General features: G+C 59.3%; 22 protein-coding genes, 1 tRNA gene and 1 pseudogene. 6 read left to right on the top strand and 18 right to left on the bottom strand.

Annotated elements, in window-relative coordinates:
• Positions 1-21 precede the first annotated feature (21 nt).
• The 8 genes and pseudogenes from GRF63_RS06100 to GRF63_RS06070 all read right to left on the bottom strand — a co-directional run bounded on the left by GRF63_RS06100 (position 22) and on the right by GRF63_RS06070 (position 6,082).
• The gene (locus GRF63_RS06100; RefSeq protein ID WP_160485036.1) at positions 22-597 is read right to left on the bottom strand and encodes a hypothetical protein; all 576 of its coding nucleotides are present in this window, start codon (positions 595-597) and stop codon (positions 22-24) included.
• Positions 598-611: 14 nt separating this feature from the next.
• A complete protein-coding gene (locus GRF63_RS06095) occupies positions 612-1,511 on the bottom strand; it encodes a NaeI family type II restriction endonuclease (protein WP_160485035.1) in 900 nt (299 codons plus the stop codon).
• A 52-nt stretch (positions 1,512-1,563) separates the two neighbouring features.
• Positions 1,564-2,523, bottom strand: coding sequence for a DNA cytosine methyltransferase (locus GRF63_RS06090; protein ID WP_160485034.1), 960 nt, complete (start codon positions 2,521-2,523; stop codon positions 1,564-1,566).
• Positions 2,524-2,841: 318 nt separating this feature from the next.
• Positions 2,842-3,201 (bottom strand): winged helix-turn-helix domain-containing protein, encoded by a 360-nt coding sequence (locus GRF63_RS06085; protein ID WP_160485033.1) that lies wholly within the window; start codon positions 3,199-3,201, stop codon positions 2,842-2,844.
• A gap of 11 nt (positions 3,202-3,212) precedes the next feature.
• A complete protein-coding gene (locus GRF63_RS06080) occupies positions 3,213-4,037 on the bottom strand; it encodes a GIY-YIG nuclease family protein (RefSeq protein ID WP_237392306.1) in 825 nt (274 codons plus the stop codon).
• A 182-nt stretch (positions 4,038-4,219) separates the two neighbouring features.
• Positions 4,220-5,647 (bottom strand): site-specific integrase, encoded by a 1,428-nt coding sequence (locus GRF63_RS06075; RefSeq protein WP_160485031.1) that lies wholly within the window; start codon positions 5,645-5,647, stop codon positions 4,220-4,222.
• A gap of 63 nt (positions 5,648-5,710) precedes the next feature.
• Positions 5,711-5,908 (bottom strand): annotated as a pseudogene (locus GRF63_RS16830) (DUF6538 domain-containing protein); the annotation flags it as partial.
• A 97-nt stretch (positions 5,909-6,005) separates the two neighbouring features.
• Positions 6,006-6,082 (bottom strand) — tRNA-Arg (locus GRF63_RS06070).
• 58 nt (positions 6,083-6,140) lie between these two features.
• On the opposite strand from GRF63_RS06070, the gene GRF63_RS06065 reads away from it, so the two are divergent.
• The gene (locus GRF63_RS06065) at positions 6,141-6,842 is read left to right on the top strand and encodes a queuosine precursor transporter (protein WP_160485030.1); all 702 of its coding nucleotides are present in this window, start codon (positions 6,141-6,143) and stop codon (positions 6,840-6,842) included.
• A gap of 25 nt (positions 6,843-6,867) precedes the next feature.
• On the opposite strand, the gene GRF63_RS06060 is transcribed toward GRF63_RS06065, so the two are convergent.
• The 3 genes from GRF63_RS06060 to GRF63_RS16655 are packed head-to-tail and all read right to left on the bottom strand — an operon-like array spanning position 6,868 to position 7,379.
• Entirely contained in the window at positions 6,868-7,089 is a 222-nt protein-coding gene (locus GRF63_RS06060; RefSeq protein WP_160485029.1) for a PspC domain-containing protein, read from the bottom strand.
• Positions 7,086-7,208, bottom strand: a complete 123-nt coding sequence (locus GRF63_RS16660) for a hypothetical protein (protein WP_272914648.1) — start codon at positions 7,206-7,208, stop codon at positions 7,086-7,088. Before GRF63_RS16660 ends, GRF63_RS06060 begins: the two co-directional genes overlap by 4 nt.
• A 42-nt stretch (positions 7,209-7,250) precedes the next feature.
• Entirely contained in the window at positions 7,251-7,379 is a 129-nt protein-coding gene (locus GRF63_RS16655) for a hypothetical protein (RefSeq protein ID WP_272914647.1), read from the bottom strand.
• A gap of 223 nt (positions 7,380-7,602) precedes the next feature.
• On the opposite strand from GRF63_RS16655, the gene recF reads away from it, so the two are divergent.
• Positions 7,603-8,688: a DNA replication/repair protein RecF gene (recF, locus tag GRF63_RS06055; RefSeq protein ID WP_160485028.1), complete on the top strand. Its 1,086-nt coding sequence runs from the start codon at positions 7,603-7,605 to the stop codon at positions 8,686-8,688.
• Here the strand turns inward: recF and GRF63_RS06050 are convergent.
• The gene (locus tag GRF63_RS06050) at positions 8,685-9,440 is read right to left on the bottom strand and encodes an arylesterase (RefSeq protein WP_160485027.1); all 756 of its coding nucleotides are present in this window, start codon (positions 9,438-9,440) and stop codon (positions 8,685-8,687) included. The genes recF and GRF63_RS06050 overlap by 4 nt on opposite strands.
• 39 nt (positions 9,441-9,479) lie before the next feature.
• Here GRF63_RS06050 and GRF63_RS06045 point away from each other — a divergent pair, with 39 nt between their 5' ends.
• Both GRF63_RS06045 and GRF63_RS06040 read left to right on the top strand, forming a co-directional pair.
• Complete coding sequence (locus tag GRF63_RS06045) at positions 9,480-10,193, top strand: ABC transporter ATP-binding protein (RefSeq protein WP_160485026.1); 714 nt, start codon at positions 9,480-9,482, stop codon at positions 10,191-10,193.
• A 4-nt stretch (positions 10,194-10,197) separates the two neighbouring features.
• Complete coding sequence (locus tag GRF63_RS06040; RefSeq protein WP_160485025.1) at positions 10,198-12,705, top strand: ABC transporter permease; 2,508 nt, start codon at positions 10,198-10,200, stop codon at positions 12,703-12,705.
• Here GRF63_RS06040 and GRF63_RS06035 read toward each other — a convergent pair.
• From GRF63_RS06035 to GRF63_RS06025, 3 genes are all read right to left on the bottom strand, one after another.
• Complete coding sequence (locus GRF63_RS06035; protein WP_237392305.1) at positions 12,702-13,199, bottom strand: DUF805 domain-containing protein; 498 nt, start codon at positions 13,197-13,199, stop codon at positions 12,702-12,704. The genes GRF63_RS06040 and GRF63_RS06035 overlap by 4 nt on opposite strands.
• A gap of 34 nt (positions 13,200-13,233) precedes the next feature.
• The gene (locus GRF63_RS06030; RefSeq protein WP_202131572.1) at positions 13,234-13,713 is read right to left on the bottom strand and encodes an RDD family protein; all 480 of its coding nucleotides are present in this window, start codon (positions 13,711-13,713) and stop codon (positions 13,234-13,236) included.
• Between the two features lie 129 nt (positions 13,714-13,842).
• Entirely contained in the window at positions 13,843-16,539 is a 2,697-nt protein-coding gene (locus tag GRF63_RS06025; RefSeq protein WP_160485024.1) for a TonB-dependent receptor, read from the bottom strand.
• A 315-nt stretch (positions 16,540-16,854) separates the two neighbouring features.
• Here GRF63_RS06025 and typA point away from each other — a divergent pair, with 315 nt between their 5' ends.
• On the top strand, positions 16,855-18,693 hold the full coding sequence (gene typA, locus GRF63_RS06020) for a translational GTPase TypA (RefSeq protein WP_160485023.1): 1,839 nt from the start codon (positions 16,855-16,857) through the stop codon (positions 18,691-18,693).
• A 6-nt stretch (positions 18,694-18,699) separates the two neighbouring features.
• On the opposite strand, the gene GRF63_RS06015 is transcribed toward typA, so the two are convergent.
• Together GRF63_RS06015 and GRF63_RS06010 are read right to left on the bottom strand one after the other, a co-directional pair.
• Positions 18,700-18,936 (bottom strand): hypothetical protein, encoded by a 237-nt coding sequence (locus GRF63_RS06015; RefSeq protein ID WP_160485022.1) that lies wholly within the window; start codon positions 18,934-18,936, stop codon positions 18,700-18,702.
• A 148-nt stretch (positions 18,937-19,084) separates the two neighbouring features.
• Positions 19,085-19,840: a hypothetical protein gene (locus GRF63_RS06010; protein ID WP_160485021.1), complete on the bottom strand. Its 756-nt coding sequence runs from the start codon at positions 19,838-19,840 to the stop codon at positions 19,085-19,087.
• 136 nt (positions 19,841-19,976) lie between these two features.
• Between GRF63_RS06010 and GRF63_RS06005 the strand changes: the two genes are divergently transcribed.
• A complete protein-coding gene (locus tag GRF63_RS06005) occupies positions 19,977-21,146 on the top strand; it encodes a glycosyltransferase family 4 protein (RefSeq protein ID WP_160485020.1) in 1,170 nt (389 codons plus the stop codon).
• On the opposite strand, the gene GRF63_RS06000 is transcribed toward GRF63_RS06005, so the two are convergent.
• Positions 21,138-21,572: a hypothetical protein gene (locus GRF63_RS06000; RefSeq protein ID WP_160485019.1), complete on the bottom strand. Its 435-nt coding sequence runs from the start codon at positions 21,570-21,572 to the stop codon at positions 21,138-21,140. The genes GRF63_RS06005 and GRF63_RS06000 overlap by 9 nt on opposite strands.
• Positions 21,573-21,624: the final 52 nt, after the last annotated feature.

The following is a 21,624-nucleotide window of genomic DNA, read 5'->3' as shown; positions in this document are numbered from 1 at the left end:
GGGCGTGATGGTTGGATTTCGCTATTGTATCCCATGATGCTCCGCCAATTTTTGCATGCTCCAAATGTGATATGCTTTAGCATCTGTCCACGAGGCGTAGACACGCATTTTGATCGTTTGCGTTATGCCGAATTTTGTTGTCGCTTCCTTACGCACCCGGTCCATTAAGCGAGATAGATCGCGAAGATAATGGGTGTCCCGCTCATCATCAGCCCCGATCATGATAAATCTGCGAAACACGTCTTCTTGAAAAAACTCTCTCGCGTTGATTGCACCCTGGTAGTGCGCTCTGCGCAATTGGTGCCATGTCTCATTGAAAATTGGTCGGGATACAATCACCACGTCAAGATCTGATGGATTGGGTTCCTCATCGCTCGGCTGAAAAGCACGAAATCCTTTTTGGGGTGCTAGGCTAAAACCGAACTTAGCGCTACCAACAACGGCGATTTCAGGCGAAGAAACCCCGAAAACTGGCGCGAAGCCGCTTTTGAAGTCCGCATATTCTGCTCCGCTTCTGGTAGGAAAATACCATGCGTTATCATCGAACAGGATTTGTTCGACGAACCTAACAGGGCCATCCTTCTTCAGCCGCTTCAATACCTCGCCACTCTTCATTTTAGAACGAAGCTGTCGGGGATTGAGCGTCTAGGAACCACCTTGAACTGCGCAGCGTCCGGGGCGTGCGAGACGAATTCGCTCTTTCCAGTAGGCGGCAAGCCCAGCGCTGCGATTGCAGTTGCATCATAAGTTCCGGACAGAAGCAAAATTCCTTCCTTCGCCAGTCGGTCTCTGGTCCCGCGTCCATTGTCTGCTCGTATCCTACGCATGAAGTCTTTCTGACGGGCCGTCGCCTCTACCACCTCTCTGGCAATCGGTATGCCCTGAACTTCTCGAAAAAGCGTTACAACACGGTCGTTCCCAGTTCTCTGAACCGCGACTGCTTCAGCAGACGCCTCTGCAATTGTCCTCCAAAAATTAGGTTGCAACGGATGCTTGCAAAATACCCATAGGATGTGCCCGAAGCCTTCGGCAGATACCTGACGCTTTTTATCCTGATTTGCCCCGGCAGTAAGATACTCTTCATCGGCACAGAACAATCCGAAGTAGCACTTCGCCTCAGCTTCATCGGCAGCCAGCAAAAGACAGGGCTTACCAACAGCCTCTCGTGGTATCATCCAGTTATTCTTCGTGGTGAATTTAACGTCGGCGTCTTGTCCCAATAGGAGCAAATCCAGCTTACCCTTCGGAAGCCGGAAATACGATCTGACAAGGATCTCCACACGTGTGCCGATGTAGGTTTTCTCTGTCTTTTCGAGATCCTCGTAATCGCGGCGTCCCGTCCGTGGGGTATCTATTACCACATCAATCGCTTCCCTAAGTAAGGGCGGGATCTCTGAGCAAATGGATCGAAGGGCGCCCGCCCTATTGATCAGATCATCTTTCATTGCTGACAGCAGTGAAAAACGCGGATGTCCTTCAACGATCTTGCTCTCTGGAATGTTCGATTTCAAACCGGCCTCCTAATGGAGGCGGTATGCAATCATCGAACGAAATTTGGAAGGCTCAAGCGGCCTTTAAGGCTTTGCGTTCGGCTGCCTCAATTGCTTCACGGATCTTTGTGCCAACGGCATTTGCAACTGGTGGTGGGAAAGCGTTGCCAACCTGACGATATGCAGCGGTTTTACGACCCACAAAGTTCCATCGAGGAGGGAAGCCCTGGATACGAGCAACCATCTCAACTGTGAGACGCGGCATGCCGACAAAATCCCGCTCGGGCGCTTCTTCGGCAATGGTTTTTCCGTTCACGCCGAGGGTGGCCCAAGCGGCCTTTGCACGAGTTGGACCGAGGTCAGGTCCACCATGCTTTTTTGATCCGCCGACAATTGTTGGAGCAATATCATCCGCACGCTCTTTCCATGCCTTCGCACCGATCCAGTCATTGGCCGACATGAGCTTGTAGAGCGTCTCTCCGACGGTCTTAGGAGGCTTCTCCAACCCGCTTGGCCATTGGAAATGAGGCCACAATTGCCTCTGCATAGCAACGATAATGACACGGGGCCGAAGCTGAGGAACTCCGAACTTTGACGCATTCAAGAGGTCCCAATCGACTTCGTAGTCCATCCCTTCGAGTTGCGACTTCAATTCACGGCGGTAGTCCTCGAACGCTCCATCTAGGAACCCGCGCACGTTTTCGATCATCACCGCCTTAGGTCTTATGGTGTCGATAATCTCAAGTGCGTCTGGAAAGAGGTTTCTCTCGTCTTTCTCTCCCAACTGTTTGCCAGCCTTGGAAAAAGGAGGGCACGGTAGTCCACCGGCGACCAATTCGATCCCCGAATACTCGTTGGCGACCTTTTTAAAGGATCGAACGTCATCCTCGATCACATTCCAACTTGGTCTGTTCTTACGGAGTGTCGCGCAGCAATGCGCGTCATTCTCGACCAGCGCAACGTGCTCGAAGCCAGCTTGCTCTAATCCTAGGGCTTGCCCGCCCGCACCTGCGCAAAGTTCAAGGGATTTCATATTTCATCCAATCTGTTCTCGTTACGTTCGTAACCGAGTTAACCGCAAACGCAAGCGACAGCTTCATGGCTCGGTGGCCCACCTTGAGGGAAGCCTTACGACAATGGTATCCCCAGAACTCCAAAAACTAAGCGGAACCTCAAGGGAGCGACAGTTTCCGAAGAGGGCGCTGCTTGGTCGGATCACCAGCATCGACCGTGCTCCGCAGGATGTCCGTCGCGCGCCACAGATGCCGGTCTGATGCTTGTTGCGTAAGCTTGACCACGAATGTTCTTTGTCCCTGAAGGACTTGCTTATCATCGTGGTAGCCAGCTTTCTCTAGTCCCTGCTTGTATCCAGGAACATTCCGTCGAGCAGTTTTAAACCTTCTGCGACCGATGCCCGATGTTTGTCTAGGTAAGTGCAGCCAGCCTCGGTAATCCTGAACTCGCCCACGCCAGTTCGCACGATTAATCCATTCCGGCATAGCCTGCGCTTGCCCTGAAGCGCATTAGCAATGATCTGATTGATCTTGCTTTCGTCCCGCTTGTTCGCTCGCTCCAAATCGTCGGGTGTGAGATTGAGGCGGCGACGAACCGCTGCATAGATTTCCTGCGTAGTTCTCGCATGCCCCGGTTCAAGAACCTCCAAGATCACATCCTCGACATCTTCTTGCTTGTGTGCGCGCTGCAATGACATGCCCTTCTCCCCTAGTTGGCATTAAGCCCCATATCCCGGCTTTGAAGCTTGCGCTTCCATAGCTGTTCCATCGCGAGGATTTGCTCCGTGGTCGCAGCGGAACCGGCGACTTCCAAGATGCTTACCTGATAATCCGAGGCATCTCTGCTCTTGAGGCGAATGTTACCGCCATGGCCAGTCACCGCATAATCTTTCCAGCGTCCCCAAAAGCCTTCAGTGCCGCAAGCCGAACCGACATACTGCTCAAATGTGCGGGGGCACGTGAGCAAATAGACACCGCGCGCGGCGGATAATGCCATGACCCAAGATTGCGGTAAGCTGGGAAGCCCACCGAAATTGCCGATGAAATTGGTGAAGCCGGGGAAATCGGGTTCTCGGAACTCACGAGCAAGCTCCACCACCGGCTTGTCGCCCTTTCGATTGCTCGCCCGTTGCGCCCACGCTCTGGTCCCGTCGCCCCACTCGACCCGAACTCTCCCAGCGTAATGGTCAAACGCGGGAACTCGCTCGAACTGATAGATGTCCAGCGCCCTGCCAATTTGCGTCGAGGTTTGCCGCATCAGCGGGTCTATCCAGTCAGTTGCAACCGGGGCACAATCGCCAATCTCATAAAGCCCGACGAACAATGTCGAGCCGTCAGGAGGCACGACAAATGCGGCCCAATAACGGCTGGCGAAGTATGCGCTCCGGTCGGATTTTTGCGCACTCTGGTAACGCTCGAACTCCCCCGGCCTGTCTCGCCAGAGGGCATAAGGCGTCAATCCGTCTTTGGCCACGTGCTGGTGACGCAGCAACCGCACTTCGCGAGGATCGTAACCCTCGTCTTGCAACAGCATATTGAACCTGAGCGCCATCCGATCACTCTCCAAAACTAGATGGAAAGTGCAACCCGTTGCACGGTTAGACCTTCATTTCGGTTTACAGCCGATTTTCAAGTGCTCGAAAACGCAAGGGGAAAATATCGCCCAGTTTACAGCAGAGACGGGAGAAATCGGCCGATCACGCGAGCTAGGGAAGCTTACGACCACGGCTCTGGTGAAATCAGTCCCGGATACCCCACCTCAATCAGCGCCTGATGCAATTTCCCCACCGGATACTTCGATCCATAACTCTTTGACACGCCTGCGGTCCACCTCCCTGTGAGAGCATTGCCTATCGGCGTGTCGTGCAAATCGGCTCGTCGTAGAGCATCCTCGAAACTGTGGCGGAAACTATGAAACGACAGATTACGCCCCTTAAGATCGAGGGACTTCACCTGTCGAGAGAACCATTTTGATGTGTGATCCCCCCACTTTCCTAGCTTGTCGGGTTTCACATCGGGAAACAGGTGTTCGCGCCCTGCTGTTTGCGCCTCAACGACGAAATCCCAAAAGCCGAGCCTCAAAAGTTCTGGATGGACTGGCACCTTCCTACTCTTACCATTCTTGATCGCTCTGTCGTCGGGACGATGTCGAAAATGAAAGGCGTGGATGCCTTCTTCAATGATCATCTCATCGACACGCTGACCGCAAATCTCGGTCAAGCGCGCCCCGGAAAAAAGGGCGGCCAACGGTGCCCAATATCGTGAAGGTCGCTCCTTGGTGCTTACACCATTATCGCTCCAAGGTGATCGGGCGAAAACAAGGTTCAACTGCTCGATGGTGAATGGATCACGCTTTTCGGATGGGTCGATGGGGTCTGGAACCTGCAAATCAGCCGTAGGATTGCCTGCGATCCAGCCCTTGTCACGACCGTAACGGACAATCGCCCCGAGCTTGCCGAGATGGCTGTTGATCGTTGCCGGAGCGATTGTCTTCATCTCGTGGGAATGAGCAATCTCGATAGCTTCGGCTACTGACCGTCCCCTAGTGAGAGGTGACTTCTGATAGTTGACAGGCAAGCCTGCCAGCCGCTTGGCAATGTCCCGACAATAGTCTCGATCAATAGCAGAAACAGGAGTATCAAAGCCACAAATCTGCTCTAAAACTGCGAAGATGATTTTGTAATTCTTTCGCGTCGATAGCGACCAATGCTCATGTTTCTCCGCTTCAAACCCTTTTTTTAAGTCGCCGAGGGTAGTTACGAGCTTGGCGTCTTTCTCGGGGTTGGCGGCAAACAGCGGGTCCGCTTCAGGATCGGGCGCAAAATGGCCATTTAGCTTCCGAAGCTCGGTGCGATAGGCTTCGAGGCGGGCGCGGAGAAGCATTTCGCAGAGGTATTTGAAGCGTGGCGACTTTTCGGAGAGCACCCAGCCCATCTCTTCGATCTTCCAGCGCGCTTGGATGTCCATAATTCCCCAATCTTCGGCCTCCGCCCTGTCCACATGATAGAGCAAAGTCTCTTCCAGGCTGGCAATCCGTCCTTGTCGGGTCGATTGGGTCTCCCCTTGAAGCGAAACCACCTTGCCACGCTGCAACTCAACCATGCGGCAATAATGATGGTATGATGAAATCTCTATGTCATCCAAGCTCGGCTCTCGTGGCATATGGGATGCTACATCTAGCTGCGGAAATGCGCCTCTGGCTCTATCAATCGGTTTTTGAAGCTCCGAGACGGTCCGGTGGTATGCCCGCTTCGCAGCGGCTAGATCGCCGCCGAGCGATTTCTTCAATTCCCCTTTTCCCACTGCCGCTTTTAGTGGGCGTGGAACCTGAAGGCGAACTTCGTAGCTTCGCCCGCGCTGTCGAAGGTATGGAAAGCCTTCGATACCTTTCCGTTTTGATGTCATTTCCGATCCTCGCTTAGGACCAGATCTAGGACCAATTCATCAACAAAAGCCCAATGGGCCTTTGGGTTTAGCGGTTTTCTGCGGCTTTCAAGAAAGTTGGCGCGCCCAGCAGGAGTCGAACCTGCGGCCTCAGGATTAGAAGTCCCGTGCTCTATCCAGCTGAGCTATGGGCGCGTTGCAGGGGCGTTTAGCGGCATTTGCGGATCACGCAAATGCCGCTAGCACCTTGGCGATGACAAATTCGCCGCCAGACCACCCGCGTTTCCGCTATTTCGACCTTGTGATGGCCGCCTTCGTCGTGGTGCTGGTGCTGTCGAATGTTATCGGCGCGGCGAAGCTTTCTACCGTGGCGGGCTTTACCTTCGGGGCGGGGATACTGTTTTTCCCACTCTCCTACGTCATCGGAGACGTGCTGACCGAGGTTTACGGCTATGCCCGCGCGCGCCGCGTGATCTGGGCAGGCTTCGCCGCGCTGGTGTTCATGGCTGTGATGAGCTTCGTTGTGGTTGCCCTGCCCCCTTCCGAAAGCTGGACCGGGCAGGACGCCTATGAACAGATATTCGGCCAGGTGCCGCGCATCGTGCTGGCGTCCATCACCGCCTTCTGGGCCGGGGAATTCGTGAATTCCTATGTCATGGCGAAAATGAAGGTATGGACCAGGGGCAAGGCGCTGTGGACGCGCACCATCGGTTCCACCTTGGTGGGCCAGGGCGTCGACAGCCTGTTGTTCTACCCCATCGCCTTTCTGGGCGTGTGGGAGACGAGCGATGTGCTGCTGGTGATGGTGACGAACTGGGCGTTGAAGGTGGGCTGGGAAGCTGCGCTAACACCTGTCACTTATCGCGTGGTCGGCTTCCTCAAGGAGCGCGAAGGTGTCGAGATTTTCGATACCGACACCGATTTCTCTCCCTTCGCGGCGCGCGACAGCCGATAGGGAGTTGGCGAAATGGCCGCCGGCGTCAGTCCGCCAGCAGCCAGATCGCGAGATAGATGAGAATAAAGCTGCCGAAGCCGGCAACGGCACCCACGGCAAAGATGATCCGCACGATCAGCGGGTCCATTCCGATATATTTGGCGATACCGCCGCACACTCCGGCGATCTTGCCATTGGCGTGGTCGAGGCGGAATTTCTTCTGTCCCGACGGGCGCACTGCGTTGTTGTTGCGCTCAAGATCGCTCATGCCAGGATACCTGCAACGGTGGTGGCATGGGGATTGGCAAAACTGCTGGTCAGCAGGGTGAAGGTCACGGCGACGGCGGCGAATGCGGCCATCAGCTTGCTCTGGAATTCATGGGTCATATCTTTCTCCTGTGTTGTGGTTGCGGTTGGTGGTGATCGGCGTCAGGCAATGATGCTGGTGACGACGCTGGCTCCGGGGGTGGAGAAGCTGCTGACGAGGATCGTGGTGGTCACCACAATCGCGGAGAAGGCAGCGGTGATGCGAGCGGTGAAGTCATTGGTGAAAGTCATTTTGTTTCCCTCTTGTGTTAGTTCGGAACCGTTTCGTCCCATGCAGCAAACATTGCATGGGGTGTGCCAGTTTTGAAAAATGGCGGAATTCTGCCATTCCCGTTCACGAAGCAGAAAGGTTTCCCTGACAACCAAACCGATATTTGGTGATTTTCACCAACCTATGGGATCGGGATTTAGTGTGGCGCGATGCCGCACCCTCGCATAGGGTTTGCGCGATACCATGGCGCTTGATCGCATCACCCTTTCCACCTTCCGCAACCACGCCGGAACGCAGCTGGACCACACGCGCCAGCTGAACCTGTTGGTGGGGGAAAACGGCGCCGGCAAAACCAATATTCTGGAGGCATTATCGCTGTTCGCGCCCGGCAGGGGCATGCGCCGCGCCGCGCTGGCGGATATGGCGGGGCACGCCGGACAGGGCGGCTTCGCGGCCAGCGTTACCCTGGATACGCGCGACGAGGCGGAGCCTGTGAAGCTGGGCACGGGCATGGCGGCGGATCGCCCCGGCAGGCGGATCGTGCAGGTCAACGGCGCGGAGGCCAGTGCCATCAGCCTGGGCGAATGGCTGGCCGTGGGCTGGCTGACCCCGGCGATGGACCGCCTGTTTGCCGAAAGCGCAGGCACGCGGCGGCGGTATATGGACAGGCTGGCCGTGGCGCTGGAGCCGGAGCATGCGCGCAATGCCAGCCGCTATGAAGCGGCCTTGCGCGAACGCAACAAGCTGTTGTCTGACGATATGGAGCCGGACCCATCCTGGCTCGATTCCATCGAAACGCAGATGGCACTTGTGGGTGCCGGGCTGGCGCAGGGACGCGCGCGGCTGGTGGGCGCTCTCACCGCGCGGCTGACAGAACTGCCTGAGGCACCCTTCGCGCATCCCCTGCTGTCATACTGCCCCGGCGGCGCATTGACGCAGGCCGATCTGGCCGCCCAGTTGCGAGAGAACCGCAGCCGGGACCGCGCGGCCCAACGCACCTTGTCCGGCCCGCATAGAGACGAGCTTGGCGTCACCATGGCAGGCAAGGACATGCCGGCCGCCGAGTGTTCGACAGGCGAGCAAAAGGCCATGCTGGTGGCTATTACGCTGGCCCATGCGGAACTGGCCGCGCGCGGTCGGCCCGGCGTGCTCTTGCTGGATGAAGTGGCCGCGCATCTCGATCCCGTGCGCAGGGAGGCGCTGTTCGCAAGGCTGCGCGACAGCGGCACGCAGGTGTGGCTGACAGGCACGGAGCCTGCGCCGTTCGAAGCGATACTGGAAGAAGCCGCCGTCTGGCGCGTTACCGGCGGCGCGGTGGAACGGCTTTAATCCGTCTTTTCTGGCCCCGTCTGTTCCGGCAGAGCCGCCGCAACATCGTCCACCGTGGCATTCACCATTTCCTCGATACCCTGCGCGGTGGGATGAACGCGGTCCCCCTGGAACAGGTCGGGGTTTTGAAACAGTGGCTCCATAAAGAACGGCACCAGCGCGGTGCCATACTGGCTGGCAAGATCGGTATAGATGCCGTCAAACTGGCCGACGAAATCCGCGCCCAGATTGGGCGGCGCGCGCATGCCCATCAGGATGATCGGGATATCGCGCGATTGCACTTCCTCGATAATGGCGGAGAGGTTGGCGCGGGTCTGCTCTACCGGGATACCGCGCAACAGATCATTCCCGCCCAGTTCGATAATGGCGAGGTCTATCGTCTTGTCGGCGTTGTTATCCAGCACGAAGGCGATGCGCTGCGCACCGGCGGCGGTGGTATCGCCCGATACGCCTGCATCGATCACGCGGGCATTGATGCCCTTGCCGCGCAGGGCGCGCTCCAGCGTTTCAGGATAGCCTTGCGCTTCTTCCACCTGGTAACCCGCCATCAGGCTATCCCCAAAGCCCAGGATCACACGTTCCGGCCCCATCACGGGCAAGGGGTCCTCCACCGACGATGCCGTGCTGGCGGTGGGTTCCGGCGGCGTTACCGGCGCTTCTTCCGCGCAAGCGGACAGGGCCAGCGCGGCAGGAATGGTGATCGACGAAGCGCGAATGGCGCTATGCCACCGACTTAGGACTGGCTTGCTCATCACCCATAGCTATGTCATCGCCGCCCGGTGACAAGCCCTATGACCAGTTCCGACATCGCAAATCCCGTAATCGCCGCGAAAAACCTGCGCCTTACCCTTGGCGAAGGTGCTGCCGTGGTTGAAATCCTGCGGGGGATCGATCTTGAAGTGATGCCCGGCGAAACGGTGGCCCTGCTGGGCCCGTCGGGCAGCGGGAAAAGCTCTCTGATGGCGGTGCTTTCCGGGTTGGAGCAGGCAACGTCCGGCTCTCTTATCGTGGCGGGAGAAGATTTCACCGCGCTGGACGAGGACGCGCTGGCCATGGCCCGGCGCGGGCGCATCGGCATCGTGCTGCAGGCATTCCACCTGCTGCCCACCATGACCGCGATAGAGAACGTGGCCACGCCGATGGAGCTTTCGGGCAACAAGGGCGCGTGGGACCGTGCCGGGGAAGAACTTGAATCGGTCGGCCTTGGCCATCGCCTCACCCATTACCCGGCGCAGCTTTCCGGCGGAGAGCAGCAGCGCGTGGCCATCGCCCGCGCCATCGCGCCGCGCCCGCCGCTGATCTTTGCCGATGAGCCTACCGGCAATCTTGATGCCAGCACCGGCGATAGCGTGGTGGACGTGCTGTTCCGCCGACGCGAGGAAACCGGCGCCACGCTGGTTATCATAACCCATGACAAACACCTGGCCGATATGTGCAACCGCGTGGTGACGCTGGGCGATGGAAAGATCGCTTCGGACGAAACAAAGACGATCGGGGCTGCCTGAGCACATGGGCTGGGGACAGGCCTGGATCATCGCCAAGCGCGACCTTGGCAGCGGCTTTCGCGGCCTGCGGCTGCTGCTGGTGTGCCTCTTCCTGGGCGTGGGCGCCCTGGCGGCGATCGGCAGCCTGACGTCGGCCATTCAGGGTGAATTGAACGGCCAAGGGCAGGCGATCCTGGGCGGCGATCTGGAAGTGGAGCTGTGGCAGCGCATGCCCAGCGACGCAGAAATGGCCTATCTGGAAGGGCTTGGCACCACCTCTCCCGGCTATCGCCTGCAGGCCATGGCCACCACGCCGGATGCTGCCGTTCCGGTGGAGATGAAGGCGGTTGCAGACAATTATCCCATGTACGGCACGCTTTTGCTGCAGGATGGCAGCGCCGCAGGCGCACCGCAGGAAGGCGAGGCATATCTCGCCGCCGGCGCGGCAGAGCGGCTGGGCGTGGAGCCCGGAGACAGCTTCTCGCTGGGCACCGAGCAGGTGAGCGTGGCGGGCATCATTGCAGAGGAGCCGGACCGGCTTTCCGAAGGCTTTGCCCTTGGCCAGACGGTTATCGTGCCCAGCAGCCTGCCCGAAGCTGCCGGACTGGTGGCGCCCGGCGCCATGTTCCAGACCAAGACCCGCGTCGCCTTTGACGGTCAGCAGGATCCCGATGAAGCGGCAGAGGCATTGCAGGAAGCCTTTCCTGACAGTCCGTTTGATATCCGCACACGTAACCGTGCCTCCCCCGGCGCGGATCGCTTTGTCAGCCGCATGGGCGAATTTCTGACGCTCGTAGGGCTGGCCGCGTTGGTGATTGCCGGGATCGGCATTGGCGGCGGGGTGAATTCGTACCTTGAGGCGCGGCGCAATTCGATTGCCACGCTGAAAATCCTGGGTGCAACATCGCGCGACATCAATCGCATCTATGCGCTGGAAATCGGCATCGCTGCCTCTGTCGGTGCCCTGGCAGGCCTGCTGGCCGGTGTGCTGGTCACGCCGCTGCTTGCCGGTGCGCTTGGCTCCTTGTTGCCCGTCTCCACGGCCTTTGTGTTCGATCCGCTGGCCTTGCTGCGCGCTGCCGCGTTCGGCCTGCTGGTGGCGCTGGTGTTCGCGGCCCCTCCCCTTGCCCGCGCAAAGAAATTTCCGGCAATGGCGCTGATGCGTTCGCGCGTTTCCCCGCTGGCGCAGCAATGGCGCGGCGCGGCGCTGCCCGTGGGGCTTGGCATTGCCGCCATCGTGGCGCTGGCGCTGGTAGGCTCGGCAAATCCGCTGCTGACGGCGATGTTCCTTGGCGGGTCTGCCGCCATTCTGGGTTTCCTGGCGCTGCTGGGCCGCGCGATCCGCTGGGCCGCCTCCCGCGTCCCTCGCCCGTCCGATCCGATCTTGCGCGCTGCCGTGGCCAATCTCCACCGACCGGGAGCGGCGACCGGATCGCTGGTCACCGCGCTGGGCTTTGGCCTTTCTGCATTCGTGCTGCTGGCGGCGGTGCAATCCAGCCTCGATGGCAATATCCGGCAATCCGTGCCTGCGCAGGCCCCGGACTATTTCGTGCTGGACGTGCCACGTGACGGGGTGGACCAGTTCCGCAGCCTGGTGAGCGAAAGCGCACCCGATGCCTTGGTGCAGACCGTGCCCACCCTGCGCGGCGCGATCACCGCCTTCGGCCCGGAAGACGCCATGACCCACGTGGACGAGATGGAGGAGCGCGAGGGCACATGGGGCCTGCGCGGCGAACGCGGCCTCACCTATTCGGACACCGTGCCCGAAGGCAATGTGGTGACATCAGGCGAATGGTGGGATGAAGGCTACGACGGAGAACCGCTGGTATCCGTTGACGAGGAGCTGGCGGAGGCTGCCGGCATCTCCATTGGCGACAGGATTGACATCAACGTGCTGGGAGTGGCGTTCTCTGCCCGCGTGGCAAACACCCGCCGCATCGATTGGGAGAGCCTTGGCTTCAACAATGTCTGGGTCTTTTCCGCCAACACGTTTGAGAACGCGCCGCACAATCTGGCTGCGACGATAGAGCTTCCCGAAGGGACCACGGCACAGGGCTTGCTGCGCACCCTCGTCACGGCCTTTCCATCCTCCAGCGTGATCGAGGTCGGGCCCTTGCTGACCGAAGCCCGCACCATACTGGACCAGGTATCGCTGGCTATCCTGGCCGCCGCTTCCGTGGCGGTGCTGGCGGGCATTGCCGTGCTGCTGGGCGCGATTGCCGCCGCCCGTGCCGCTCGGATTTACGACACCGTGATCCTGCGCGTGCTGGGCGCCAGCCGCCGCCAACTGCTGGCCTTGCAATTTGCAGAGTTCGGGCTGCTGGCCGCCGTTCTGGCCATCGTTGCGCTGGCACTGGGCACGGGCGTTGCGTGGCTGGTAATCGTGCAAATGTTCGAATTCGATTGGCTGCCCGATTGGGCGGAAATCCTTGCCGTGCTGGGCGGCGGGCTGGTGCTGGTGCTGGCCTTTGCTCTGGCCGCCTCGCTGCCACTGCTGCGGGCCCGTCCGGCGCAGACCCTGCGCTCGCTCTAAGCGAAGACGGAGGCCTGCGACGGGTCCTTTGGATCAGGGCCCCAGCGGTTCGCCCCCTCCTGCCCCGGCAGGATGCAGATGATGAACAGGGCGATATAACCAAAGAACGCCAGCATATCGATGACGGGAATAAAACTCGCGATCAGCAATCCGCCATACCACCACCCCGACATTCCGCGATCATGCAGGCGGCGCACGGTGACGGCCAGATTGGGAATGAATGTGGCAAGGAAAAACAGGCCATAGAGCCCCGCCCCGACCCACAGGCCAGCGCCAAACACCTCGAACGGGTCGTCTTCAATCAAGTCCGGGGCCAGGCTTTCATTGATTATCGCCTCCCAAGGAAAACCGGAAAACGTGATAGCGAGCAGCACGGCGGTGATGATGTAATACAGCAGCGTCCACCACCAGAACTCCGCCCTCCGCGAGCGCCCGCGAAAATCGGCATAGCGCCGCAGCGGCAGGATCATCCAGTCCAGTACAGAATTCGACATTACAGCTGCGTGCCCCTCTCGTATCTCAGCGCGGTTATTCGAATACGCCAGCTGTCGAATACTCGCCCGGCTGGCCCTTCAGCACATAAGTGCTGGCCAACTTATCGTGCAGGCCCTGCTTCTTTTCTGTAAACGCCACCATGATGTAGCCGATCATCAAAATGATGGCCGAAAGTAGCCGCCCGAAAAACCGGCCCAATGCGCGCAGGAAGGAAATGCGATTGCCGCTGGTATCCACCACGATCAGGCCCAGGGCTTTCTTGCCCACGGTGGCCTGCCAGGCAGAACTTTCCAGTCCGGCGAAATAGACAAGATAGATCAGGAAGCTGATGACGGAGCCCAGCGGAGATGCAACATCCTCCCCGCCTGCTGCGGACAGATCCCCCATGTTCGCGCTGTAGCTGGCGCCCATGTTGATGCCGGTGAGGCTTTGAAAAAGATAGATGAATATCGCCAGGAGTATGGCGTCGATCAGATAGGCACCGACCCTGATCCAGAAGCCTGCAAATTGCACAATTCAATCCCCCTTTGCAAATCCCTCACTGTTGGAAAAGCATCACAATTCATCGTGCATGGCAAGCTGTGGACACAAAAAAGGGGGCCGCGAAGGCCCCCTTTCCCGTTTTTCGCAAGCTGCTTCTGTCTAGAAGCGGACCTTTGCCGTCGCGCCATAGGTACGCGGCTGGTTCGGATAGGCGGAGATCGATCCCGGTTGTGCCGGGGAATCGAAGATCGACAGGAAGTAACGATCGTCCAGCAGGTTACGACCCCACACCGAAAGTTCGATGCCCGGCTCGTCAAAGACATAGGTCAATGATGCCGAAAGCTCGTCCACCTGGCGGGTAAAAGGCGTGGCTGCGGCCAGCGCCTGAGCCTTACCGCCGTCGGGCAATGTCCGGTCAAGGAAGCCCGGCAGGCCATCCACGATCTGCACTTCGGATTCGTAGGCATAGGTGGAGCGCAGGATCAGTTCATCGCCATTGCCCATCGGCTGCGCATACTGGCCGCCGATCACCACGGACCATTCAGGAATACCCGCAGGGGTCGTGCCCGAAATGTCTCCGAAGGGCGACAGCGGGAAGCTGACATAGCTTGGATCCAGCCAGGTTACAGCCAGGCTCAACGTCAGCGGATCGACCGGGTTGGCCGTGCCTTCGAATTCCACGCCATAGGTGCGCTGCTTGCCGGCGTTTGCCAGGAAGAAGCCCGTGCCGGTGAAGACGTTGGACTGGAAGCCATCGATATCCTGACGGAAACCGGTGAGGTTTGCCGAATAGTCACCCCAGTTGCCCTTCAGGCCAACTTCGATAACCTTCGATTCCTCCGGCCCGGCAAAGCGGCTGCCGAATGTCTGGTTGTTGCGCAGCAGACCCGCCGCAGCCAAGGCCGCCGCATCAGCGCGCGCCGGGCGACTGTCACGGCTCAGGGCAAAGGAGCTTGCCTTGAAGCCTGTCGCATAGCTTGCGTAGATGTTGAGGTCCGGGTTGATGTCATAAGCAAGGCGCGCGGTGTAGGAGAAATCCTTGTCATCCGTCTTGCCGCTTTCCACCACGTTGGGGATGTTCACGAAGCGCGGGAAGTTCTGCAACGCCTGCGCCTGCAACAGCGGGTTTACAGCAGGGTTTGCATCATTGGCATTCGCAAATGCCTGCACGCCTGCCTGGATGGTGGGGAACGCCGCCGCACCTGCTGCGCCAGCCGGGCTCATGCCAGTGGCGAAAGCCTGAATTTCGGCCTGCGTAGCTGGACGGCCCAGCATCAATGCCGCGCCGACCTGGTTGGCAATGCCCTGCGCCACGATGGCGCGGTTGCCCACGGTCACCAGATCGATGTTGGAGAAGGTGCCGAACGACTGGTAATCGGTCGTGCCGGTCTTCTCGTCCATCGTGTAATTGCCGCCCAGCGTCAGCGTCAGGCCGTCTACAATCTCGAAATCGACCTGCGAGAACAGCGACACGGATTCGTTGTCGAGCGTGAATTGGCCGCCCTCCACTCTGCCGGGTGCAAAGAAGGTGCCGATGAACTGCGCCGGATTGCCCGAAAGCGCGCCGATCAGCCCTTCGGCCTGCGTCAGTGACTGGCCCAGCAATTGCGTGGTCAGCACGTTGGCGAACGGACGGAAATCCTGGCCGTAGTTCACGGTCTGGTTTTCGATCACGGATTCATTGAAGTAGAACACACCGGCCAGCGCGCTGATCCGATCCCAGTCACCGCTAACACGGAATTCCTGGGTGAAGGTATCCAGCGCCTGCTCGTTAAAACGCTGCAACAGATCGCCGGAGGTGAAATCCACGTCCTGGCCGAAATCGCCGCGCGTTTCGCGGTAGGATGTGATGGAGGTGAGCGCGACGTCATCACTCACATCATAATCGAGCTGCGCCGAGAGGCCGTAGTTCTTCACATCGTTGGTGGACGGGAAGTTGTTGTACACGATCCCGTCAAAGGCGTCCGCCGGGGCGTTTACCTGTCCGCCAACGGCCTGGATGGCCTGGGTGAAGGAAGACGGCTGAATATTTACAACGCCGCAGCAGTTTTCATTGATCCGGTCATAATCGGCGATGATGCGGGCGCTGAAATTCTCGGCATTGTCGAACAGCAGCTGTCCGCGCACGAACCAGCGATCACGCTCGTTCGTCGTGGTGTCCGAAGCGGGGTCATAATTGTAACCGTCGCGCTTGTTGATGCCGGCGGCGAAGCTGGCTGCAACATTTTCTCCCAGGGGGCCGGTGATATATCCGCGGGCAACCATGGCATCATAATTGCCGTAGGAAACTTCGGCCGTGCCTTCGAGATTGAAGGACGGTTCGGACGTCACCATCGAGATAATGCCCGCCGAGGCGTTCTTGCCGAACAGCGTGGACTGCGGCCCGCGCAGCACTTCGATGCGGCTGACATTGGGCAGATCGCTGATCTGGGAGGCGGAGCGGCTGCGATAGACGTTGTCGATAAACACGCCGACCGAAGGTTCGATACCCGCATTGTTGGCACCATTGCCGAAGCCGCGGATAATAAAGTTGGTGTTGGCGGAGCTTTGCAGCTGCGTAACGCGGAGCGATGGAACGATGGACTGCAGATCCTTCAGATCGCGGATCTGTTCGCGGTCCAGCGTCTCTGCCGTGGTGACAGAAACGGCAACCGGAATTTCCTGCAGCGTCTGTTCGCGCTTCGTGGCGGTAACGACGATGCTGTTGCCCTGCGCCATCTCCGGCTCGTCAACAGGTTCGACCGTGTCGACCTGTGCCTGAGCATAGGCGGAAACAGGAGCGACGAGCGCGATGGCTGCGACACCACAAAGGCACTTGCGCGTAAAACCGGCGGGGCCGGCGGTAATGCTGGTCATTAAAATCTCCATCTCTCCCAAGATAGCCGATCGCTCCCTTTCGGTGATGTCGATCGCTATCAAGGACCTTCTTGCGAGGCAGTGTATTATTATAGCTTGGCGGGGCCTCGTACAATCAACGTGGTACCACCGATTACCGAAGAAACCGCCTGTGTAGCATTTCCGCAACATGGAGGTATCTTACGTATACGTCAAGCAACTCTTCCTAGATACGCTTGCGGCGAAGCCAGTCTTAGGCTATCGGCGCGCCAATTCGCAGGTGCAGCATTGAGCGCCCGCCCCTCTGCATTCGCACAGCCCAGGAAACCACAGATTATGTCCGCCCCTCTTCGCAACGTGGCGATCATCGCCCACGTCGACCACGGCAAAACCACTCTTGTCGATCAATTGTTCCGCCAGTCCGGCACCTTCCGCGAGAATGAGCGCGTGGAAGAACGCGCCATGGATTCCAACGAGCTGGAGCAGGAGCGCGGGATCACCATTCTTGCCAAGCCCACTAGCGTGGAATGGGCGCCTCCCGGTGGCCAGCAGAACTACCACATCAACATCGTCGACACGCCCGGCCACGCCGACTTCGGCGCCGAGGTGGAGCGCATCCTCAGCATGGTGGACGGCGTTATCCTGCTGGTGGACGCCGCCGAAGGCCCGATGCCGCAGACCAAGTTCGTTACCGGCAAGGCGCTGGGCCTGGGCCTGAAGCCCATCGTGGTCGTCAACAAGATCGATCGCCAGGATGCCCGCGCCGCAGAAGTTCTGGACGAGGTGTTCGACCTGTTCGTGAATCTTGACGCGAATGACGAGCAGCTGGATTTCCCCGTGCTCTACGCCTCCGGCCGCTCCGGCTATGCCAGCGAGGATATCGACGCGCGCGAGGGTGACCTGATCCCGCTTTTCGAGCTGATCGTCAGCCACGTGCCCGCACCCGATCTCGATCCCGATGGCGAATTTGCCATGCTGGCCACCCTGCTGGACCGTGACGCGTTCCTCGGCCGTATCCTGACGGGCCGCATCGAAAGCGGCCGCCTGGAAACCGGCATGCCGATCAAGGCGCTGGACGTGAACGGCAACCTTGTCGAATCCGGCCGCGCAACCAAGGTCTTCGCCTATAACGGGCTGGAGCGCGAACCCGTGCTGCACGCCAAGGCAGGCGACATCGTCGCCATCGCGGGCCTTACGGATGCAACCGTTTCCAACACGCTGTGCGCCCCGCACGTCAGCGTGCCGATCCACGCATCGCCCATCGATCCGCCCACCCTCTCCATGACCTTTGCCGTGAACGACAGCCCCTATGCGGGCCGCGAAGGCGACAAGGTTCAGAGCCGCGTGATCCGCGATCGCCTGGAGCGTGAGGCTGAAGGCAACGTCGCCATCCGCATTACAGAGGCCGCCGGCAAGGATGCCTTCGAAGTGGCAGGCCGCGGCGAATTGCAGCTTGGCGTTCTGATCGAAACCATGCGCCGCGAAGGCTTTGAACTTTCCATCAGCCGCCCGCGCGTCCTCTACAAGGAAGAGGACGGCCAGCGGATGGAGCCGTACGAAACCGTCGTTGTTGACGTGGACGACGAATTCTCCGGCACGGTTGTGGAGAAAATGGCGCAGCGCAAGGCCGAGATGACCGAAATGCGCCCCAGCGGCGGCGGCAAGACGCGCCTTACCTTCATCGCGCCCAGCCGCGGCCTGATCGGCTATCACGGTGAATTCCTGTCTGACACGCGCGGCACGGGCATCATGAACCGCCTGTTCGACAGCTACGGCCCCTACAAGGGCAAGATTTCCGGTCGCCAGAACGGCGTTCTCATCAGCATGGAACAGGGTGAGGCCATGGCCTACGCGCTGAACACCATCGAGGAGCGCGGCGTATTGTTCATCGCGCCGGGCGAAAAGTTGTATCAGGGCATGATCATCGGCGAGAATGCCAAGCCGGACGATCTGGAAGTGAACCCGCTGAAATCCAAGCAGCTCACCAACTTCCGCGCCAGCGGCAAGGATGAGGGCATCCGCCTGACCCCGCCGCGCAAGATGACGCTGGAGCAGGCCATCGCCTACATCGGTGATGACGAGATTGTGGAAGTCACGCCTCAGAACATCCGTCTGCGCAAGCTCCACCTCGATCCGCATGAGCGCAAGCGCGCCAAGCGTTCCAACCAGGATTGATGCATATTAACGGCAGCGGCGAAGGATAAATTCTTCCCGCTGCCCATAATGCGCGCGCATGGTGTTGGCGTCGTCCAGTTCTATGCGGAAAAGCGCCTCCCCCTTCGGCATGGACAGGTGAACGTCTGCCGCAGTCTCGGAGAAGGTCACACCCTCCACCCGGCCTGAGAAATCGGCGCGATCTATCTGGATTGCGCTGATTTCATAGCGCCGCGTATTATGGGTGAGGCAGGCGGCAGGCATCTCCGCCCATAGTCCGCGAAATCGTGTGGGAATCGCGTGCGATTCCTGAATTTTTGCACCCGCCGCCTTTTCCGGCGCCTCGCCAGAGCAGGCTGCGCAATTCAGCGATATTGCGAGTATGCATGCAAGCCTTGCTGACATCGGCGCCTCAAACCCAGTGGCGCTCTGCCAGGATCAGCCCGGCATATAGCAATACGCCTACCACGAATGGCATGAAATAGCTCTGGCGTTCCTCGGGCAGTTCCTCCTTCAAGACGTTCAGGATGATGCCGCCCGCCAGGAACGCGAACAGACAGCCGACAAGCACGGGGGACAGATCAACCACCAGCCCCAGCACCCAGCCGCCCAGCACCGCTGCACTGATCACCCAGCGCCCCAGCCTGTCATAAGCCTCGGGATGATCCTGTCGCATGCCGAAATCGGCGGTGAAGAAATGCAGCCCCAGCGCGACGAAATACAGTCCCAGCGACCATGCGCCGGCATCCTCCCGGTGCAGCAGCAGATAGCCGATCAACGCGTTCAGCGTGCCGTAGGTGACAAGGTGCAGGTAGAGCACCCGGTTGCCCATCTTGTCGCCCTCACCCGCCTTGCGGCTTTCGCCACGGCTCATCTTCACGGCCCGTTCCAGCCCGTAAAACACCGCGAGGCCGGCAAGGGTGAGGGAGTAGATTATGCTCTCCGCTTCCTTGGCACCCACGCCCATGCCATCTGCAAATTCGCGCTGATGAAGGGCGATATCGGGCAGCACGTGCAGGAACACATAGGATACCGCGACACCGCCTGCGAAAGACAGCCAGCCACTGCGCGGCGTTGCATCCAGGAAATTCAGGCGGCGCACCATCAGGTGAATAGCGATAAAGCCACTGGCCATGGCTGCGGTGATGGCGATTTCGCTGATATCCATTCCCACCCAACGCCGCGCCGGGCTTCCCCGTTCCGGCCGTGGCCGACTATGCTTCATGCGGCATTCTGCATTCAGCGTGACAACTTCGTGTGCTGACACTCGCCAATCCGCCTCGCCTCCATTAAAGGCTGCAACGATGAAAAGTTCGGACCTTCGCGTGGCCCTGTTTAGTGGCAATTACAACTACGTCCGCGATGGGGCGAACCAGGCGCTTAACCGGCTGGTGGATTACCTGCTGCGCCAGGGCGCGCAGGTGCGCGTGTATTCGCCCACCACCGACACCCCGGCGTTTGAGCCTGCAGGAGAGCTTGTGAGCCTGCCCTCGGTGCCGATTCCGGGCCGTGGTGAATATCAGTTTTCCACCGGCCTTGGCGATCCGATTAAGGAAAACCTTGCAGAGTTCGATCCCAATATCGTGCATCTATCCAGCCCCGACGTGGCCGGCCACCGCGCCCTCACCTGGGCGCGTGCGCAGGGGAAACCGGTGCTGGCCAGCGTCCACACAAGGTTCGAAACATATCCGCGCTATTATGGGTTTGGTTTTGTGGAGCCGCTGTTCGTGGCCCTGCTGCGGCGGTTCTATCAGCGATGCGACGCGATCGTCGCGCCATCGGCCAGCATGATTGCAGAGCTGCGCGAACAGGGCATGCACGATGATATCGGCACATGGTCCCGCGGGGTGGACCGCAGCGTGTTCACACCGCAGCAGCGCGATCTGGAATGGCGGCGATCCCTCGGCATTGCCGATGGCGATATGGTGGTGGGCTTTCTGGGCCGGCTGGTGCTGGAAAAGGGCATCGATATCTTTGCAGAAACGATGGTGGAATTGCGCCGGCGCAATGTCGCGCATCAGGTTCTGGTAATCGGCGAAGGACCGGCGAAGGACTTTTTCGCGGACAAGGTGCCGGAGGCGAAGTTCATCGGATTCCAGCAGGGCAAGGATCTTGGCCGTGCGGTGGCCAGCATGGATGTACTGCTGAACCCTTCTGTTACAGAGACATTCGGCAATGTAACGCTGGAGGCGATGGCCTGCGGCGTGCCGGTGGTGGCAGCGGATGCAACAGGCGCATCAAGCCTGGTGATCGATGGGGAGACCGGATATCTGGTACCCCCGCGCGACATCGCCGCCTATTCGGACAAGCTTGCCGCCTATTCCGCCGATCCGGAACTGCGGCAATCGCACGGAAGAGCGGGCGCAAAGCGTGCCGATGCATTCGACTGGGATACGATCAACGGCGCGGTGGCCGATACCTATCTGCGTTTGATTGAGCAGCGCCGGGACGAAGCCAAAGCGAAATCAGCGTAAAACGCGTTTGCGCGCCATGGCCATCGCGTATACGAAGATTGCCACCTGGATGACGCCCAGCACAATCGTTGAGATCATGCCCAGTCCAGTGGTCATGCTGGCAGGCGCCGCGCCAGAAAACTGGTGCAGCGTTGCTATGGCAAATCCCACCAACCCCAGCAGCAAGGCTGAAACCGCGAACCGGCTTTTCAGCAGCATCAGCAGCGCGCCAAGCAGCGCGAACCATACGCCAATGGCCCACGCGGCATCGAACCATATCGGCGCAGTTTCGAAATAGGCGAGTTGTTCGGGTGTGTAACTTTCAAGATACGCAGCATTATCTGACTGCATCATCAAGTAGTTATAAGAGCCGCCACCGTAAAACAGCAGCGCCAATATGGTCACCAGCCAGAAATGCCATGGTGTACGCCGTTCCATGATGGCCATTCGCAAACTCCCTGTTGCGATGTTTAATAACATAAATCAACGCAACAGGAAA

It is taken from the genome of Aurantiacibacter rhizosphaerae, from assembly GCF_009807005.1.
Taxonomy (GTDB): Bacteria; Pseudomonadota; Alphaproteobacteria; order Sphingomonadales; family Sphingomonadaceae; genus Alteraurantiacibacter; species Alteraurantiacibacter rhizosphaerae.
This window is presented reverse-complemented; position numbering and strand designations above follow the sequence as displayed.

Bases quoted from the DNA above. Each gene is read 5' to 3' on its own strand.
- GRF63_RS06025 (WP_160485024.1), bottom strand. From the start codon at position 16,539: ATGACCAGCATTACCGCCGGCCCCGCCGGTTTTACGCGCAAGTGCCTT.
- GRF63_RS06060 (WP_160485029.1), bottom strand. From the start codon at position 7,089: ATGAGCGATCTTGAGCGCAACAACAACGCAGTGCGCCCGTCGGGACAG.
- typA (WP_160485023.1), top strand. From the start codon at position 16,855: ATGTCCGCCCCTCTTCGCAACGTGGCGATCATCGCCCACGTCGACCAC.
- GRF63_RS06050 (WP_160485027.1), bottom strand. From the start codon at position 9,440: ATGAGCAAGCCAGTCCTAAGTCGGTGGCATAGCGCCATTCGCGCTTCG.
- GRF63_RS06015 (WP_160485022.1), bottom strand. From the start codon at position 18,936: ATGCCTGCCGCCTGCCTCACCCATAATACGCGGCGCTATGAAATCAGC.
- GRF63_RS06085 (WP_160485033.1), bottom strand. From the start codon at position 3,201: ATGTCATTGCAGCGCGCACACAAGCAAGAAGATGTCGAGGATGTGATC.
- GRF63_RS06035 (WP_237392305.1), bottom strand. From the start codon at position 13,199: ATGTCGAATTCTGTACTGGACTGGATGATCCTGCCGCTGCGGCGCTAT.
- recF (WP_160485028.1), top strand. From the start codon at position 7,603: ATGGCGCTTGATCGCATCACCCTTTCCACCTTCCGCAACCACGCCGGA.
- GRF63_RS06040 (WP_160485025.1), top strand. From the start codon at position 10,198: ATGGGCTGGGGACAGGCCTGGATCATCGCCAAGCGCGACCTTGGCAGC.
- GRF63_RS06045 (WP_160485026.1), top strand. From the start codon at position 9,480: ATGACCAGTTCCGACATCGCAAATCCCGTAATCGCCGCGAAAAACCTG.
- GRF63_RS06080 (WP_237392306.1), bottom strand. From the start codon at position 4,037: ATGCTGTTGCAAGACGAGGGTTACGATCCTCGCGAAGTGCGGTTGCTG.
- GRF63_RS06090 (WP_160485034.1), bottom strand. From the start codon at position 2,523: ATGAAATCCCTTGAACTTTGCGCAGGTGCGGGCGGGCAAGCCCTAGGA.
- GRF63_RS16655 (WP_272914647.1), bottom strand. From the start codon at position 7,379: ATGACTTTCACCAATGACTTCACCGCTCGCATCACCGCTGCCTTCTCC.
- GRF63_RS06005 (WP_160485020.1), top strand. From the start codon at position 19,977: ATGAAAAGTTCGGACCTTCGCGTGGCCCTGTTTAGTGGCAATTACAAC.
- GRF63_RS16660 (WP_272914648.1), bottom strand. From the start codon at position 7,208: ATGACCCATGAATTCCAGAGCAAGCTGATGGCCGCATTCGCCGCCGTC.
- GRF63_RS06000 (WP_160485019.1), bottom strand. From the start codon at position 21,572: ATGGCCATCATGGAACGGCGTACACCATGGCATTTCTGGCTGGTGACC.
- GRF63_RS06065 (WP_160485030.1), top strand. From the start codon at position 6,141: ATGACAAATTCGCCGCCAGACCACCCGCGTTTCCGCTATTTCGACCTT.
- GRF63_RS06010 (WP_160485021.1), bottom strand. From the start codon at position 19,840: ATGGATATCAGCGAAATCGCCATCACCGCAGCCATGGCCAGTGGCTTT.